This is a genomic window from Rhodococcus sp. 66b (genome assembly GCF_002076325.1).
Taxonomy (GTDB): Bacteria; Actinomycetota; Actinomycetes; order Mycobacteriales; family Mycobacteriaceae; genus Rhodococcus_F; species Rhodococcus_F erythropolis.
In genome coordinates, this window is sequence record NZ_MUZB01000010.1 from 106650 (window position 1) to 123548 (window position 16899).

16 protein-coding genes are annotated in these 16899 nt (G+C 62.6%); 7 read left to right on the top strand and 9 right to left on the bottom strand.

The features are described from left to right. Positions 1-209: 209 nt before the first annotated feature. The gene (locus B0E55_RS19660) at positions 210-908 is read left to right on the top strand and encodes a type 1 glutamine amidotransferase domain-containing protein (RefSeq protein ID WP_019745921.1); all 699 of its coding nucleotides are present in this window, start codon (positions 210-212) and stop codon (positions 906-908) included. A 98-nt stretch (positions 909-1006) separates the two neighbouring features. Here B0E55_RS19660 and B0E55_RS19665 read toward each other — a convergent pair whose 3' ends face one another. From B0E55_RS19665 to B0E55_RS19675, 3 genes are read right to left on the bottom strand one after another with little or no spacing between them, the layout of a single operon-like run. Then, positions 1007-2311, bottom strand: a complete 1305-nt coding sequence (locus B0E55_RS19665; protein ID WP_080910266.1) for an HNH endonuclease signature motif containing protein — start codon at positions 2309-2311, stop codon at positions 1007-1009. Positions 2312-2367: 56 nt separating this feature from the next. Continuing rightward, positions 2368-3222, bottom strand: a complete 855-nt coding sequence (locus B0E55_RS19670) for an alpha/beta fold hydrolase (protein ID WP_080910267.1) — start codon at positions 3220-3222, stop codon at positions 2368-2370. Continuing rightward, a complete protein-coding gene (locus B0E55_RS19675) occupies positions 3219-3851 on the bottom strand; it encodes a TetR/AcrR family transcriptional regulator (RefSeq protein ID WP_241896098.1) in 633 nt (210 codons plus the stop codon). Before B0E55_RS19675 ends, B0E55_RS19670 begins: the two co-directional genes overlap by 4 nt. A gap of 68 nt (positions 3852-3919) precedes the next feature. Here B0E55_RS19675 and B0E55_RS19680 point away from each other — a divergent pair, with 68 nt between their 5' ends. Then, positions 3920-5353 carry an amidase gene (locus B0E55_RS19680; RefSeq protein ID WP_080910268.1) on the top strand — a complete coding sequence of 478 codons (1434 nt, stop codon included), beginning with the start codon at positions 3920-3922 and terminating at the stop codon, positions 5351-5353. Here the strand turns inward: B0E55_RS19680 and B0E55_RS19685 are convergent. The 4 genes from B0E55_RS19685 to B0E55_RS19700 are packed head-to-tail and all read right to left on the bottom strand — an operon-like array spanning position 5350 to position 7325. Then, entirely contained in the window at positions 5350-5988 is a 639-nt protein-coding gene (locus tag B0E55_RS19685) for a DUF5701 family protein (RefSeq protein ID WP_080910269.1), read from the bottom strand. The two genes, B0E55_RS19680 and B0E55_RS19685, sit on opposite strands and share 4 nt — an antisense overlap. 10 nt (positions 5989-5998) lie before the next feature. After that, positions 5999-6643, bottom strand: coding sequence for a TetR/AcrR family transcriptional regulator (locus B0E55_RS19690; protein ID WP_020909606.1), 645 nt, complete (start codon positions 6641-6643; stop codon positions 5999-6001). Then, entirely contained in the window at positions 6631-6894 is a 264-nt protein-coding gene (locus B0E55_RS19695) for a hypothetical protein (RefSeq protein ID WP_019745914.1), read from the bottom strand. The genes B0E55_RS19690 and B0E55_RS19695 overlap by 13 nt, the downstream gene beginning before the upstream one ends. Then, positions 6891-7325 carry a hypothetical protein gene (locus B0E55_RS19700; protein ID WP_080910270.1) on the bottom strand — a complete coding sequence of 145 codons (435 nt, stop codon included), beginning with the start codon at positions 7323-7325 and terminating at the stop codon, positions 6891-6893. The genes B0E55_RS19695 and B0E55_RS19700 overlap by 4 nt, the downstream gene beginning before the upstream one ends. A 154-nt stretch (positions 7326-7479) precedes the next feature. Here B0E55_RS19700 and B0E55_RS19705 point away from each other — a divergent pair, with 154 nt between their 5' ends. Beyond that, complete coding sequence (locus tag B0E55_RS19705; protein ID WP_020909604.1) at positions 7480-8808, top strand: diacylglycerol/lipid kinase family protein; 1329 nt, start codon at positions 7480-7482, stop codon at positions 8806-8808. 112 nt (positions 8809-8920) lie between these two features. Beyond that, positions 8921-10495, top strand: coding sequence for a carboxylesterase/lipase family protein (locus B0E55_RS19710; RefSeq protein WP_080910271.1), 1575 nt, complete (start codon positions 8921-8923; stop codon positions 10493-10495). A gap of 10 nt (positions 10496-10505) precedes the next feature. Here the strand turns inward: B0E55_RS19710 and B0E55_RS19715 are convergent, their stop codons facing one another. Next, entirely contained in the window at positions 10506-12446 is a 1941-nt protein-coding gene (locus tag B0E55_RS19715; protein ID WP_080910272.1) for a BTAD domain-containing putative transcriptional regulator, read from the bottom strand. 82 nt (positions 12447-12528) lie between these two features. Between B0E55_RS19715 and B0E55_RS19720 the strand changes: the two genes are divergently transcribed. Then, positions 12529-13407 (top strand): alpha/beta fold hydrolase, encoded by an 879-nt coding sequence (locus B0E55_RS19720; protein ID WP_080910359.1) that lies wholly within the window; start codon positions 12529-12531, stop codon positions 13405-13407. A 2-nt stretch (positions 13408-13409) separates the two neighbouring features. Here B0E55_RS19720 and B0E55_RS19725 read toward each other — a convergent pair whose 3' ends face one another. Next, positions 13410-14387 carry an ABC transporter substrate-binding protein gene (locus B0E55_RS19725; protein WP_080910273.1) on the bottom strand — a complete coding sequence of 326 codons (978 nt, stop codon included), beginning with the start codon at positions 14385-14387 and terminating at the stop codon, positions 13410-13412. Between the two features lie 244 nt (positions 14388-14631). On the opposite strand from B0E55_RS19725, the gene B0E55_RS19730 reads away from it, so the two are divergent. After that, positions 14632-16185: an MBL fold metallo-hydrolase gene (locus B0E55_RS19730; protein WP_021345977.1), complete on the top strand. Its 1554-nt coding sequence runs from the start codon at positions 14632-14634 to the stop codon at positions 16183-16185. A gap of 14 nt (positions 16186-16199) precedes the next feature. Next, positions 16200-16865 (top strand): YoaK family protein, encoded by a 666-nt coding sequence (locus tag B0E55_RS19735; protein ID WP_019745905.1) that lies wholly within the window; start codon positions 16200-16202, stop codon positions 16863-16865. Positions 16866-16899 lie beyond the last annotated feature (34 nt).

Sequence of the window (16899 nt, forward strand, 5' to 3'; positions counted from 1 at the left end):
GTTCGCCCCAAATATCCGAGCTGGAATGTGGGTATGACGGGTTGTATGCCCCGTTGGTGAGAAGTCGCACTGGAACGGCCGATGCGGAATTCCCTCCGGTTGAGTGCGTTTCATCCAAGGGAGCGTTCGCCGGGGTTCCGTGTCTCGGGGTTCCTGGCTACGACGGTTCCTGACTACGACGGTTCCTGGCTACGACGAAAGGTTGCGCGATGACAAAGCTGTTGTTTGCAGTCACTTCTGCAGATCACTGGACGCTGAACGACGGGACAGCCCACCCAACCGGATACTGGGCGGAAGAACTGGTCGAGGCGCATCGCGTTTTCGTCGAGGCCGGCTACGACATCGTGATCGCGACGCCTGGCGGTAAAGCCCCCGTTGTGGATGAGGGAAGCCTGGCGCCTGAGGTCAACGGCGGGCAAGAAGGCGCTGATCGTATGCGCAAGTACATCGCCGATCTGCAGCCGGTGCTGGATTCGCCGGAGATTCTGGAGAACGCCGATGCTGCCGACTACGACGTGGTCTTTGTGCCAGGTGGACATGGACCGATGGAAGATCTTGCAGTGTCGGCATCCTTCGGCGAGCTTCTGGTGAAGTTCTTGGACGCCGACAAGGTGGTTTCGGCGGTCTGTCACGCACCGGCGGCACTTCTGCCCGCCCAGAGATCCGATGGAAGCTGGCTGTTCGACGGCTATCAGCTGACGGCGTTCACCAATGAAGAGGAGACGCAGGCTGGTCTGGCGGACAAGGCTCCGTGGCTGCTCGAAACTCGGCTACGCGAGTTGGGCGGCAAATTCTCGAAGGCTGAGGCGTGGTCGCCTTATGTCGTGGTGGACCGGAAGCTCTACACTGGCCAGAATCCGGCTTCGTCGAAGCCGCTCGCCGAGAGGATCGTCGCGGACTTGGGCTGAACGATCACCGGCTAGGCCTGAGCACGGCTTTCGGCACCGCATCGAGGACTCCTTCGATGCGGTGCTGGGCCGTGTTCTGTTGTGCCTGAGGTTCGTCCTCAGGTTTTGAAGGTGGTGTTCGCCGGCCGCGGGTGCTGCTGCGGGTCGATCGAGGGTGGTGGGATGAACCAGGGTTTGTTGTCGGCGCCGATGCGGATCACCCATTTTCCGACGAAGCCGGCTTTTCGGTGCATCAGCCGGTGATGTGAACGGCACAGTAGGACAAGGTTGTTCATCACGGTCGGGCCACCGTTGGCCCAGTGCCGGATGTGGTGTGCATCGGTCCAGGCGGGCACGCATGTGCAGCCGGGGAACGCGCAGCCTTTGTCTCGGGCGATCAGCGCCACTCGCTGCTCCGCGGTGACCAACCTCTTTCCGGGTTTCGCATCGAGCGGCGCCCCGTGATCATCGAGCAAGACGGTGGAGAGGAAACAGTCACATCCGAGGAGTCTGGTCTGCGAGACGGACAGTGGTCCGAGCCACGGCATGTGCCCGACATCGAGATCCGACACAGCCACTCCACCACCATCGGGCGAGGGTGCGGCGGCGCAGTCCCGATGCTCCGCCAAATCACGCGCGTTGATGTGCACGTTCACGTGCGGCCGCTGACCACCATCCGTACCGGTCTTCGCGCAGTCCAGATAGCGGCGGATCAGTTCCGTGAACCCATCCGCGGTCCGCTTCGCCGCCGACCGAGAATCCGGAGTTCCATCGGGTGCCGGGGTGGGCATCGTCAGATTCGACAGGGCGGACAACAACATTTCCCCGGTGAGAGCATCGAAATCTCCGCGCACCACCACCCGACCATTCAACGTCGACGCGATCCGCAACTCATTCCGATCCACATCTTCGGCGGGCGGAATTTCATCGGATTCGAACACTCGCTCCAAGGTCGCGATCACGTACCGCACCTTCGTCGTCGTCGCCTCCACCCCGGACGCGGCAGCCAACAACAAATCGATACAGCGAGGGAGCGCTTCCTCCGGCATGCCCTTTGGTGGTGATTCGCAGAACGCCACGATCAACACGGCATGATCGAAGGAGCAGTCCCCGTCATCGAACCGGGCAGCCACTGCCGGAAACGGCCGTAGCGCTGCACCGAGGGCGGCGATCTTCTTCCCGTCCCGAACCTGCAGCATCGTGTTCGCCGCCAACCAGCAACCCACCCCGCGGCTGGCAATCACCTGATCATCCGGCCGCAACGACAACTCGTCCACCACCGCCACCCGCACCGCCTCGAGACGAAGAATCTCCGCGCTCGCCGACACCGCAGCCGCACGCAACTCAGTAGCAGGTAACTGCCACAGCCGTCCACGCAACACCACCGCAGAACCAGACACCACATCCGACAACAAGACGCTCATTGAATCCCCCGATCCCCACCTCTAACAATACTCGAACACCAGTTCGAGTCAAGAGGTTATTCGAGGGCGCGAATGAGTGGCGTGGGATCTGCGACTACGAACAAATGACCGCCCCCGTTGACCTCTTCGAAGCGAGAGTGGGGGATCATCGAGTGGGCCCAGCGGGCAACTTCGATGGGTACGTTCCTGTCATCGGTTCCGTGCAGGAAAACCGTTGGTACCGAGATGGATTGAAGCAAACCTGGCATCTCGTGGCGATACCTCGCCAAGTCGACAACCCCTGCGGATCCGCCCTGTGCGATCCCTTCGGATGAATCCAATTGGAGAGCAGGGCGATGCGACTCGTCGGTCATGACGGCCTGATCGGCGGCCGGCCAGATCGAGACGGAGTCGCTGCGCAACTTGGAGAACACTCCGGTTCCCGCAAGCATTGCGCCAGCCATGCGGGGAGCCCAGTTGGCGGCAAAGTACAGCGCGGATACCAGTTTTATCCTGCGCCGCAAAGTATCTCGTGGGGCTCCGGGAATCATGGCGCACGCCAGCACCAATTTCGAGACTCGTTCGGGTACGGCCGCAACGACTGCGAGCGCGTAACCGCCGCCTCCGGAGAAGCCCATCAGTGTGGCCGAGTCCAACTCGAGATGATCGATCAGAGTGACGTAGTCGTCGTCCCAGGAATGAAATCCCTTGTCCGTGTGTGGATCTGTGCGCCCGAAGCCGGGGCGATCTGGGACGATCAGCCGTAGACCCGCCGTCACAGCCGCGTTGTCGAGTGAGAGCCCCTCGTAGCGGCTGCCAGGTGATCCATGAACCACGACTACCGGCCGGCCAGTCGGATCGCCGTACTCGCAGAACGCGATACGGCGCCCCGAGGTGCCACGAATTTCGGTTGTCGTCACGCTACTTGTCATGTTGTGCTTCCTCGCTGCGCGATCGACGCCACGCCATCCAGAATGAGCGTGACTCCGAATTCGAACCTTCGGGCGGGATCGTGATGAAGCGCGAACACCGATGCCTCGCGTCGATCGGCGGGTGCACTGTCGAAAGCTCCGCGTCCCAATTGAATTGCGACGTGTCCGGTCACGAAATCATGCACGGCGCCGTACGCGTAAGTGGCCTGTTCGTCATCGAGGCCGGCCTGCGAAAGCGCTCGCACGACTCGGTGGGCGGTATCGTCGGCGCCGGGCGCTTCCAGTGATGCCTGCCGATGGGCTTCCAGAACGAGAGGATGCTTCATCAGAAGGTCATGTAGACCGTAGGCGAACGTGCGGGCAACCCCGCGCCAGTCGGTCGGCCAGTCGATCGACGAGACGGCTTCTCCCACGAGGGTGGAAATCAGGTCTCGCCTCAACGCGTCGATGCCGCCGGTAGTGCGGTGGACGGACATCGGCGATATGCCCAGTCGCTCGGCGAGCACTCGAAATGAGACCGCGTCCAGGCCGTCCGTATCGGCGATCTCGGCCGCAGCATCGAGTATCTGTCTGTGACTCAATGCTTTTGGTCGACCGGCCCTTGCGGAGCAGGCGGATTCGGATACCATGCTGACAACAATAGCGATACGCGTATCGAAATTACAAGTGCCGATTGACCTACAAGGAGTGCTGCCCCATGACTGATCTCCATCAATTGTCCGCTGTCGAACTCGCCGCAGTGATCGCCGCGAAGCAGGTCTCGATCCCCGAGGTGGCACGGTACTTCGTCGATCGTGCGACCACTTCCGATGACGTGGGTGCATTCACGACGATCGCCGGGGAACATGCGATCGAACTCGCCGAGCAGGCCCAGCGCAGGTTGGACGCGCGGGACGCCGGACCGCTTCCGCGCCTGTTCGGCGTCCCGACGGCTATCAAGGACCTCGACGCGACTCGCGGCATCCGCACGACCTTCGGATCGGCGCTCTTTCGGGACTTCGTGCCGGACGCCGATGACGAGATCGTTGAGGCGATCCGAGAAGGTGGTCTGATCGACATCGGCAAGACGACGGTGCCCGAGTTCGGGGCAGCGTGTTACACCGAGCCGGAAGTTGCTCCGCCCGCGCGCAGTCCGTTCGATCGCACACGTAGCGCTGCCGGTAGCAGTGGTGGCGCAGCGGCCGCCGTCGGCGCTGGTCTGGTGCCGTTTGCTCAGGGAAGTGACACCGCCGGGTCGTTGCGTTCACCGGCAAGTACGTGCGGAGTCGTGGGTCTCAAGCCGAGTCGCGGTCTGATCACGATGGGGGTGGCAGGTCACGACAACTTCGGTTTTGCGAGCAAGGGGCCGATCGCCCGAACGGTTCGCGATACCGCTGCACTGCTGGATGTTCTGGCGACGCGACCTGGCGCCGGGACGATTCACCCGCCCCGGCCGAAGTCGTTCGAAGAGTTTGTCGTCCAGGCAGAAGGGTCGCACTCTCGCCCCCTGACGGTCGCCCTCGCTCATGGCTCGGTATCCGGCGGCACGGTGGACCCACGAGTCTCCGAGGCGGTATCGAGGGTGGGCGTCGTTCTCGAGAGCCTGGGACACAACGTGTTCGAACGACCTCAGGTCCGAGACGACGCCTTCGTCGATGCCTTCACCACGATGTTCTCGTCCTTGGCCGGCACCAAGCCCATTCCAGAAGAGTACGAACACCTTCTCCGTCCGATAGTGCAGCACTTACGTGTTCGAGCGAACGAAGTGCCGTCGGGCGATCTGGCCGCGGCAATCGGAGTTGTTCAGGCATGGGCGCGGCGGTGGAGCCTGGATTACGCCGACGCCGATCTTGTTGTCACCCCGACGGTGACAACACCGCCGTTGGCAGTCGGTGAGCTACGTAATGACGAAGACCCCGCGACCGAACTGATCGACATGGTCGCTTTCACGGGAAACACCATCGTCGCCAACGCAACTGGATTCCCGTCGATCAGCTTGCCACTCGGTTGGACGGAAGACGGTGTTCCACTCGGCGTGATGATCTCGGCGAAATGGGGTTGCGACGCAGAATTGCTCTCTGCCGCTGCAACGCTGGAGAACGCGATGCCGTGGAAGGATCGATACCGATTCGACCGCGCAACCGTGCTCTAACCCGGGAGCGACGTCCGCCCGCCGGCCGATGCAAACCCCAACCACGTGTGGCGGTTACCCCACCAACACCACCCGACTTTCGGGGCGTTGCGGTTGTCTTTGCCGTCCCGGCCGGTTCCGTTGCTGATCCACACAGCCGGGGTTCTGGTGTCGAAAGTTCCGTCAGGCTTAGGCAATCGGGAGCCGATGGTCATGAAGCACTTTCCGCGTTCGAGGACGTCGGGGCGCTGCAACAGCCAGTGAATGCCTTCGGCGAGGGTCAGCGGCGTACGGTCGGCATCAACGATCGCGGGAAGTGCTTCGTCCGGGCTCCAATTGGCCAGGTGATCCCCGCGGTCGACTTTACCGAGCAGATACATCGCGGTATCAGGCAACGCGGCCGGCTCGGTAGGAGCGAACAGATCGACGTCGGCCATGTCGACGACAATGAAGCCCCGCTTGTTCTTGTGCTCGAGCAGGGGAGTCAAAATGGAAGCTGGAGCGAGTTTTTCGTGCACGGTAAGCAGTCCCACCTCACCTTGTCCGGCTGCGGCGGCTGCCCTGACGTCGCCGGCAGAAAGCCCGGCCATCTCGTGTACCCCGAGTTCGATCAATCGTTCGGCCTGCTGATCGATGGGCGGGAGGTCGAAGTGCATACCTGCGATCCTACCGATCGTGAGCAGGCCGATCGGTGGGATCGGCGGTGAGGGAAGTCGGCCACGAGACGCCCAACGCGCGCATGATGAACGGGACGGTGGTCGCCACGACGGTGTCCACTCGGTCGCCGGCCATGAGCATCGGGCGTCGGCTTTCCACGCAGGCGAGGATGAGTTGCGCGGACGCGGCAGCATCGGAATCGACAAAGACGCCGGCGTCGACACCTTCCTGGACGAGCTGTTCTACCAGAACCGACAGCGGGACAATATGTTCGAGGAAACTTTCGCGATCTTGCGCGGACAGCAATTCGACCAACGCGATTCCCGTGAATCGCTGCAGTGAGAACTCGACGAGCGTCAGTTTGACGAGGATTTCGATTCGGTCGACAGGATTCTCGCGATCCGCGAGTTCACGCTCGGCCAGGAGCAGGAATCTGTCCATCTCGCGGGTGGACCAGGCAAGCAGTAACGCAGATTTGTCGGGGAAGTAGTTGTACACCGCTGTCCGTGAGACACCGGCTGCCTGGGCCACAGTCTGCAGCTTCACGTTCTGCCAGCCCTGCTCGTGAAGTTCGCGAATGAACGCGTCCAACATGGCTTCTCGGGTCGCGATCTTGTGTTCTGCGGTTGTCGCGCCACCGGTCAGCTTCGGCATGGTCGATCCTCCTGTGTCTGATTCATGGTCACGGGGAGGTCGAACAGATCCGCAACAAGGCGTGGATCACCCTGCCACATCGAGACGGGTACAAGCATCATCTGCTGCGCGATCGAGCGTACGGATCGGCAGACTTCCTGCGCTTCGGCGGCGGTGAGCGTCGTGCGTTTGCGCAACCGCTCCATCTCCGCGGCAGTCAGATCGGTGATCCATTCTTCGGCCGCAAGCGAGAGGGGTGAATCCGGTGTCACGGCCGATCCAACTCGGCACTGGAGAACCTCGAAGTCATCACGGACAGCATGATGACGGCGACGACCGAAACGGCGTGTGCCGCCGCCAGCCAGAGCGACTCGGGTGCATGTTTGTGGAGGGTCGGCGCCATCAGCATGGCCATGAGGAGGGCGAGACCCGACAACATCGCGGGGCCCTTGGGTCGGCCGACAAGCAGGCTGACCAGGAGAACGAGCGCGACAACGCTGCAGGCCACGTCTACAGGCGGGTACGTGGTCGGGACGATTCCGTGGACGGTGTCGGTTAGGTTCAGCCCGATCGACACCAATTGTGCGAGGCCTGTCGCGCCGGCCAGCCAGGCCGTCCACCGCAGTCCGTGAAGACCGGCTTTCCGCACCACGGTCAGAGGCTCCTCCGAAGATCCCCATGCTGCGGACGTCGGTGTTGTCACGGGCCTTCTCCTTTTTATGACGAGGTGTCGTCATAAAGTATCAGCGCTGGAAAAGTGGGTTTCCGAGGGTAGGTAATTGGCTAGTCCTGAGGAGACAGACACGGCAATATCAACAGTTGAATATCCGACGAGGCGAACTGCGGGAGGTGGCTCGATGACGACCCCTGTCCGCACGGATCGGCCCTCGTCGAAACAGAGTTGGTTGGCGCGCGCGGCATTTGCGGCGCTGGTTCTTGCCGTCGTGGTGCTCCTGATTTTCGCCGGACTGAAAACCTTGACCATGCTGATCCTGGGGATCGGTGGGGTGGTCGTGTGCGTCGTAGCGGTGTACTGGTTTCTGACCACCCGCGGATTCCTCCGCTGGATCTCGTTGGCTGTGGCGGTTCTGACGCCGATCGTGGTGCTCGCCTTCCTGATCCGAGAACGCCTCTTGTGGGTGGTGCTGCTCTCGATCGGATTGTTCGTCATAGCCGGTATCTGCGCCCGCGCCGCTTTGGAGGGGGAGGAGAAGGAACTGCCGGTGGTCGAGCGACCGGCGCCGCCGCCCGCCAAACCGTTCTTCGTGATGAATCCGAACTCCGGCGGTGGCAAGGTCGAGAAGTTCGACTTGAAACGCAAGGCCGAGGAACGAGGGGCCACGGTCGTACTGCTCGAGGGGCCGGAGAAGATCGACGTGACGGCCTTGGCCAGGCAGGCGGTCGCGGACGGCGCCGACCTACTCGGTGTTGCCGGTGGCGACGGAACTCAGGCGTTGGTTGCCGCTGTCGCGGCCGAACACGACCTGCCCTTCCTGGTCGTCAGCGCCGGGACGCGCAATCACTTCGCCGCGGATCTGGGTCTCGACCTCGACGATCCGTCACGGTGCCTCGACGCGCTTGTCGACGGCGTCGAGGTGACGGTGGATCTGGGTAATGTCGGCGGTCGAACCTTCGTCAACAATGCATCGTTCGGGGCATACGCCGAAGTTGTCCAGAGTCCGGAGTACCGCGACGCCAAGACCAGCACATTCCTGCAGAAACTCCCGGATCTGCTCGCCGGACGCGCCGGAGCGGTGCTGACCGCGCGCTCCCCGAGCGTGTCCGCGGTGGGTCCACAGGCGGTTCTGGTCAGCAACGGACCGTACGAGATGAACGACCTGGCGGGGCTCGGTCATCGCCCGCGATTGGACCGGGGCACTCTCGGGATCGTGGCGATCTCCGTCGGCAGCGCCCGTCAGGCCGTCGGGTTACTCCATCGGGCGCATCAACGAGGCCTGGCTCAGGGCACCGGATTCGAGGTGATCATCGACGCCGACACCGACGAGATTCCGGTCGGCGTCGACGGTGAGGCTCTGGTGATGCCGACTCCCGTCAGGTGCACGGTCAGCCCGCAGGCACTGAGAGTCAGAGTCCCCCGAGACCGTCCGGGCGTCCGTAGGCCCAGGCATGCCTGGGATCTGGTCCGATTGCGGGAGTTGGCTAAGTTCACGAAATCCGGCGCATGACCTGGCGATAGCCTTGCATGACTGCCAGCAGAGTGAATCCGGCAAACATGTCCGATTTGCGCCGGATGCTGGCAGCATTGAGGGCCGGTACGGATCCTCGAGGAGCAATCGAATGACGATCACACCCAGCGAAGCGCCAATAGTCGAGACAACGTACGGGCCGGTTCGTGGATCCACGGAAGGTGCGGTATCGAGTTGGAACGGGATCCGCTACGCGGCACCTCCGGTCGGGCCGTTGCGTTTCCGCGCACCCGTTCCGCCGCAGCCTTGGACCGAGATTCAAGACGCAACAGAATTCGGTCCGTGTGAACCGCAAAGTCGACTTTCGATGATCCCGCTCGGCGAGAACGTTCCGATGGATGAAGACTGCCTGTTTCTCAACGTATGGGCGCCGGGCCCCGTCGGCTCTGATGCGCCGGGTAAACCGGTTATGGTCTGGATTCACGGCGGTGCGTACTTTCGCGGAGCATCCAGCCAACCACTGTTCGACGCAACCACATTGGCTGAAAATGGTGACGTTGTCGTCGTCTCGATCAACTACCGCATCGGTGTGTTCGGCTTCGTCGATTTCTCGTCCTTCAATTCGAGTGAACATACCTTCGAGCCCAATGTCGCTCTCCGCGACATGATTGCAGCGCTGCAATGGGTTCAAGGCAACATCGCGGCCTTCGGTGGTGATCCGAATCGGGTGACGTTGTTCGGCGAGTCGGCAGGTGGCGGAGCGGTGACGACGCTGATGACCGTGCCGTCCGCCCGTGGCCTGTTTCATCGCGCTATCGCCGAGAGTTCCCCCGCCACTTCGGTGTACGGGAGTGAACGTGGCGAGATCGTCGCGAAGCTGTTTCTGGAGATCTTCAGCGGCGGTGGCGATCTGGGTCTATTGCGGTCCACGTCTGCCGAAGACTTGATCGGGCCGTCAGACGAACTGTTTGCTCGCGTCCCTCAGGAGACGCCCGGCACTTTGGCGTTCGCGCCGATCGTCGACGGTGATCTGCTCCCTGATTACCCGGTGCGCGCGTTCCGTCACGGCAGTGCACACCCGATTCCGCTGATCATCGGAACCAACAAAGACGAATCTTCGCTCTTCCGGATGATGAAATCGCCGTTGATGCCGATCGATCCCGTCGTGATCACGTCGATGTTCGCGGAGATCGCCGACGAGCACCCTGGGCTCGAGCTACCCGATCATTCTCAGATCGAAGGCGCGTATTCGGGGCTGTCCAAGCTGGGCGCTGGTCTCGGGCTGACCCGTGACTTCGGATTTCGTTTGCCCACGCTGTGGATTGCCGAGGCGCACAGCAAGATTGCACCGACCTGGTTGTACCGATTCGACTACGCGCCGCCGATGCTCATGGCGTTGAAAATTGGTGCGACCCACGGGACCGAACTTGCCTACGTCTTCGGCAACATCAATCACGGAGCGCGGGACATCACCTACAAACTGGGCGGGCTGAGCACGGCGCGTCATGTATCGGAGCGTATGCAGGCGAGGTGGCTGGATTTCGCCAGAGCTGCAGGTGATTACGGCACCGGGGCCGATCGTGAACTGGGTGCGGACCCGGGATGGCCGACTTACGACACCGATACACGCTCGACACTGTTGATCGACAAGCACGATGCCGTCGTCGCTGATCTGGATTGCGAAATCCGGGAGGCGTGGGGTGACACGGTGATTGCATTCACCTGATGGTTCCGGTCTACTGCAGTGTGGCGAGATAGTGCGAGACGGGTCCCGCTGTGAGCATTCCGCTTCCGGCGCCGGCAATTTCGGCGGCGGCAGGTAAGAGCGCCGCTCGAGCACGCTCCTTGACTCGACTGTCGCCGACTGCAGTGGCCGCCGCGGCAGTCAGGCACCACAGTACCTCGGAGAGTAGGTCTTTGGGCGGGTCCGGCAATGCCTCGACGGCCTTCGCTGCTTCGTTCGCCTGCCCCTGTGCGATGAGCAGGTGTGGCCGGGCCCAGGGTTCGTACGGGCCCCACTGCGTAGCCGGGTCGAAAATTGCCGGCAGTCCCCGCCACACGCGGAGGGCGAGAATTGCGAGAGGGAGTATGCCGTCCTCGAGACCCGGCATGCCGGAACCGGAAAGGTTCACTGCCGCAGCTTCGTACAGCTTCTCGCAGTGCGCCGCTTCTGCGCCGGTGGTGGCCGTTCGCATAGCGCGAAACCAGGTGGTGAACACCGCTGCCAACGGCCGTTCGTGACGTCCGGCCAATCGATCAACTGTCTCGGCGTGTAGCTCGGCTGCGTCGAATTGCCCCAGTGCGCCGAGCGCTTGCATACGGATGAGATGGCCGAGAATCTCGAAGGTGGACAGTCCGTGTCGAGCGGAGAGGTCGACCAGTTCACGGCCGATGCCGTCGCGCTCGGAGGCCAGACCGGTAGTCCAGAACGTCTGCATGAACAATCCGTTCAGAGCGAAAGCCAGGAGACCTGGATCGTCGAGAGCGCGACTGATCTGCACTGCAGCGCGGGCACATTCGAGCCCACGATGACCGGACAGTCCGCGCGATTCGAGTGCAATTGTCGCCAACAGTCTGGCCCGAGCGGGTTCGTTGCCGACCGGAAGTCGATCGAGGGTGCGCTGAGCGGCCGCGACGATCTGCGCAGCCTGCCGAGGGTCGTCGGATCGTGTCCAGATTCCGGGCACGTCGTAGTTGCCGATGATCCGTGCGGTGAGTTCGACATCGTCCAATTGTTCAGCGGCACCGATGATTGTCAGTCGTTGGTTTCGGGCAGTCTCGAGTCCGCTTCCGCCCGTAACTGCCAAACTTCGGAGGAGGCCGACGGTTGACTCCAATCTCGATTTCGATCCTGCCGCTACGGTCCGGTCGTACGCTGCCGAAACCTGAGTGAAGATCTGTTCTGCCGCTACAGGATCCAGGTGGTTTTCGCGGCGGAGAATGTCGGACTCGAGGTCGGTCAGTCGTGGCCCGGGGTCGATGCCCAACTCTTCGGCGAGTAGCTCGCGTGCGCGACGTAGGACTGCCAGAGCATCGCCTTGACGGTTGGACCGGTACAGCGCGAGAGCGAGTAGTCGCCAACCGTCCTCGCGCCAAGGGTGTTCCGTGACGTGGGCGTCCAGATCGGGAATCGCTTCGGCAGTTCGCCCGAGATCGAGTTGCGCGGATGCGAAGCGTTCGACGGCAGTCAGACGCAGTTCCTCGAGGCGTGACCGCTCAGATCGAGCCCACGGTTCTTCGGCGAACTCCGCGTAGGCCGGCCCTCTCCACAGTTGGAGCGCGGTTCGGAGCAGTTCGAGTGATTGCGCCGGCGTCGAATCGGCGGCTTCACGTACCAGTCTTTCGAATTCCCAAGCGTCGACCGCGTCGGGTGCAGCACGAAAGGCGTAGCCAGGGCCTTCGGTGACAATGACTTTCGGCTTCGTTCGCGGGGCACGATCCGGTTCGAGCGCGCGCCTCAGTGCGGAAACGAACGTACGTATTGCACTGGTAGCCCCGGCCGGAGGATCGACCCAGAAGTCGTCGACAATCACGTCCACCGGAACAACACGTCCTCGGGCAATGAGCAGACGAGCGAGAACCGCTCGGTGTCGCGGGCCCTTCAGATCGATCAACCCTGACGAATCGTTCCACGCGACCACGGGCCCGAGAACTCCGAAAAATGTGTGGTCTCGCATTTCCCCACGCTATCGCGCTCATCGAATGCTCATCGACTGCGGCGAAGCTGATTGCCATCACCCCGACAAACGAGAGCGACCGATGACGATCACCATTCCAGGCTTCGACTATCAGCAGATTTCCACAACAGACGGGGTGCGGCTCAACGTCGCGGTCGGCGGAAGCGGAACACCACTCGTCCTTCTGCACGGCTTCCCTCAGACTCACCTCATGTGGCGTCACGTAGCCACTGCCTTGGCGTCGGATCACACTGTCATCTGCCCGGATCTCCGCGGATACGGAGCCAGCGACAAACCGGTCGAGGAAAACCCGGACACCTACTCCAAAAGAACAATGGCTGCCGACATTGTCGAGGTGGCGAAGAAGCTGGGACACGAGAAGTTCGCCCTCGTCGGCCACGATCGTGGTGCGCTGGTTGCCGTCAGAGCTGGGCTGGACCACCCGGATGTGATCACACAGCTCGGTTCGCTGGACGTGCTCCCGACCTTGGATATGTGGGACATCCTGCACGGATCGAATGCTGCTGTGGCGTTCCATCTCTATCTCATGGCTCAGCCACCTGGTCTTCCCGAGCAGATGATCAGCGCCAGCGCCGACGCGTTCTTCGAGTACTTTCTCGACGTGTGGACGCAGAACCGCGAAGCGATTCCGGTAGACGTGCGGGCGGAATACCTGCGCGCCTCGCGGGAGGCGGTGCCGTCGATCGTTGCCGATTACCGGGCGTCGGCAGGCATCGACATCGAACACGATCAGGTCGATCGGGAGGCGGGCAACCAACTGCACATGCCGGTCACGGTCATTCAGCAGGACTGGGGTTCGATGCTCGGTTACGACGCCGAGGCCCGGTGGAAAGCGTGGGCGCCCGATCTCGAGCACCGCACGCTGTCCGCAGGTCACTTCATGGCAGAAGAGGCGCCTGCCGAAGTGGTCGAGGCGATCCGCACTCTGCTGAAAAGGTAGTTCTAGCGCTTGACCCCGGCCGCCAAGTCGTCGACCAGGACCTTGGCGGTCAAGGCGTATCCCGCGGCCTTGTAGTAGTCGAACGGAATCACGCGACCGGCCTGTGCGGCGGGCAGGCGCTGCCACGTCGGCGAGGTGTACACGCTGCCGGAGGCGCTGCGATCCAAGGCGAAGATGACGTCGGCTTCTTCGAGACGGTTGAACTGCTCCGACCCGAGCATCACGCGAAGGTCGGGGCCTTCACGGAGCACCTCGAACCCGAGGTCCTCGGCGACGGCGGTGCGGAAATCGTTCTGGAACCACGCGATCTGATCCTCGGCGGCGGCAACGAAGGCAACCTTCTTGCCGGCCATCAGCGGTTCGACGGTCGGGCGGACCTGAGCTATATGGGCGTCGTACTCGGCGAGTACTTCTTCGGCGCGATCGCTGCGCCCGATGCCGGTGAGGAAGTCCGACATGACTTTGCGCCACTCCGGGGTGAAGTCCTTGCCGACGGGCAGTACCGGTGCAATCTGCTGCATCCGGTCGTTGCCGTACGACCCGGTGTCCCACCAGCCGGCGCTGAGGACGAGAAGGTCCGCGCCGAGGGTCGAGATGTATTCGAAGTTGGGATCCGAAGCACCTTCGGCGAAAATCTCGACACCGGTGGCATCCGGGACCTCGCGGCGAAGGTGTTCGGCGGCGCCGGTCGGGTAGGCGGTTACCGGGTACCCCGCAAGGATCGACAATTCGAGGCCGTCGCGTGGATCGAGGGCAACGACGTTCTGGGGGTCCGTCGGAATGATCAGCTTCTCGTCGCCGCGTGTGAACTCGAAGGTCTCCGCGTTATCGGGCGTCGAACTTTCCGTGCTGCTGCAGGCGGCGAGAAACGCGGCTGCAGCGACGCCCGCGCCGACGCCGAAGAAACCGCGCCGCGTCAGGTTGTCCACGATCGCCCAGTAGTCGCGATCGGTCGTGGAGGGAGAAAGAAGTCGAGTCATATTTGTTAGGTTAGCCTTAGGGGCTGCCTTCGGGAATGGCGAAACAGCTCCCATGAGCGCCAAGAAATACGGCGAACACGCCAGCGCGCAGAGTGTTGTCGGCGTCACCGGCCCGCCTGAATCACAACCCACTTTCGACCTTTGACGTGCATGACGTCACAACCGGCCGCCTCCTCGATCGCGATTTGGCCCTGATGGCGCCGACTATGCTGGGTGCACCAGCAGTACGATTTCGGAGGTTGCAATGCAGATCACCAGCGTCGGCCACGCAGGATTTCACATCCAGACCGAGGCCGGATCCATCCTGTGTGATCCATGGGTGACCCCGACGTATTTCGCGTCTTGGGTGCCGTTCCCCGACAACACCGAGCTGGACTGGGACGCGCTGGGCAATTGCGACTACCTCTACGTCTCGCACCTGCACAAGGACCACTTCGATCCGAAGAACCTGATCGCGCACGTCAACAAGGACGCCACCGTCCTGCTCCCCGATTACCCGGTGCCGGACCTCAAGCGTGAGCTCGAGAAGCTCGGCTTCCACAAGTTCTTCGAGACGGAAGACTCCGTCAAGCACACCGTCAGCGGTCCCAAGGGCGATCTCGACATCATGATCATCGCTTTGCGCGCTCCCGCGGACGGTCCGATCGGTGACTCAGGCCTGGTCGTCTCGGACGGGGAGACCACCTGTTTCAACATGAACGACGCCAGGCCCGTCGACCTCGACCCGCTGACCGACGCCTTCGGGAAGGTCGACATCCATCTGCTGCAGTACTCGGGCGCGATCTGGTACCCGATGGTCTACGACATCCCGAAGGGCACCAAGCGCAACTTCGGCAAGCAGAAGCGTCAGCGCGGCATGGACCGCTGCCGCAACTACATCTCCCAGGTCGACGCTGCCTGGGTTGTCCCGTCGGCCGGCCCGCCGGTCTTCCTCGACGACGACCTGCGTTACCTCAACGACGATCACGGCGACGAGGGAAACATCTTCCCCGACCAGATCACGTTCCTCGAGCAGATGCGCATCAACGGCAACGATCGTGGTCTGCTGATGATCCCCGGCTCGACCGTCGAACTTCGCGGAAGCGAGAAGGTTGCCCTGACGCATCCCATCCCGGACGCGGACGTCGACAAGATCTTCTCGAACAAGGCCGAGTACATCGAGAAGATGGCGCAGAAGATGGCACCGGTCATCGCCGCGCAGAAGGCTACGTGGGCTCCGGCCGAAGGCGAGCCGCTGCTCGACGGTCTGAAGGCCAAGTTCGAGCCGATCATGGCGCAGTCCGATCTGATCTGCGACGGAATCGGCTACCCCGTCGGACTCGTGATGGGAGAGGAGACGGTCGTCCTCGACTTCCCGAAGCGGATCGTTCGCGAGCCCATCGACGGAGAAGGTAAGTACCGCTACGGCTTCCGCATTGCTCCCGAACTGGTTCGCACCGTTCTGCGTGACGACGAGCCAGACTGGGTCAACACCATTTTCCTGTCGACACGCTTCACGGCGTGGCGCATCGGTGGGTACAACGAGTTCCTCTACACGTTCTTCAAGTGCCTCACCGACGAGCGCATCGCATACGCCGACGGCTGGTTCGCCGAGGCGCACGACGACAGCGCGTCTATCGAGTTGGGTGGCTACGAGATTCAGCGTCGTTGCCCCCACCTCAAGGCTGACCTGTCGAAGTTCGGTGTCGTCGACGGCACCAACCTCACCTGCGATTTGCACGGCTGGCAGTGGGATCTCGAGACCGGCCGGTGCAAGACGTCCAAGGGCCACGAGCTGCGCACCAGCAAGCTGAGCTGAACCGAGCTCGTCGGGTGACGGGATACAGCAGGTCGCTGATCGGCCTGGCGACAGCGCTCGCCGGGTTGGCCGGCTACGTCGACGCGCTCGGATTCATCACGCTCGGTGGGCCTTTCGTTTCGTTCATGAGCGGCAACATGACGCAGGCGAGCGTCGCATTTGCCGACGGGGTGTGGTCGACCGCGCGGGTGGCAGGCGGCATCATCGTGCTCTTCCTCCTGGGAATCGCGCTGGGAACCGTCGTCACCCACTTCACGGAGCGGTACTCCGTCCGGACCCGCAAGGTCACAGTGCTTGCGGTTGTGGCTGGACTGCTGGCCATCGGTTCGGTGATGAGCAGCCTCGACGTCACCCCAGGCGCGATCTCGGCGATGGCCCTGGCGATGGGAGCCGTCAACTCGGTGTTCCAACGCGACGGTGAGGTGACGATCGGTGTCACGTACATGACCGGTGCGCTGGTCAAGATGGGCCAGCGTCTCACCGGAGCCTTTCTGGGCGGCCCGAAGTGGGCGTGGCTGCAGCACTTCGGGATGTGCGCGGGGTTGATCGCGGGCGCGGTAGTCGGTGCGCTCGTTCATCGGTGGATCGGCCTTCACGCTCTGTGGCCTGCTTCGGCATTCACGGTTCTTCTGATCGCCGTCGCGTGGCGGGTCTCGCCCCCGGCGCCGGCACAGGTGTAAAAAGAGCGGGGTACACAAGCCGGAGTGCGGGGGA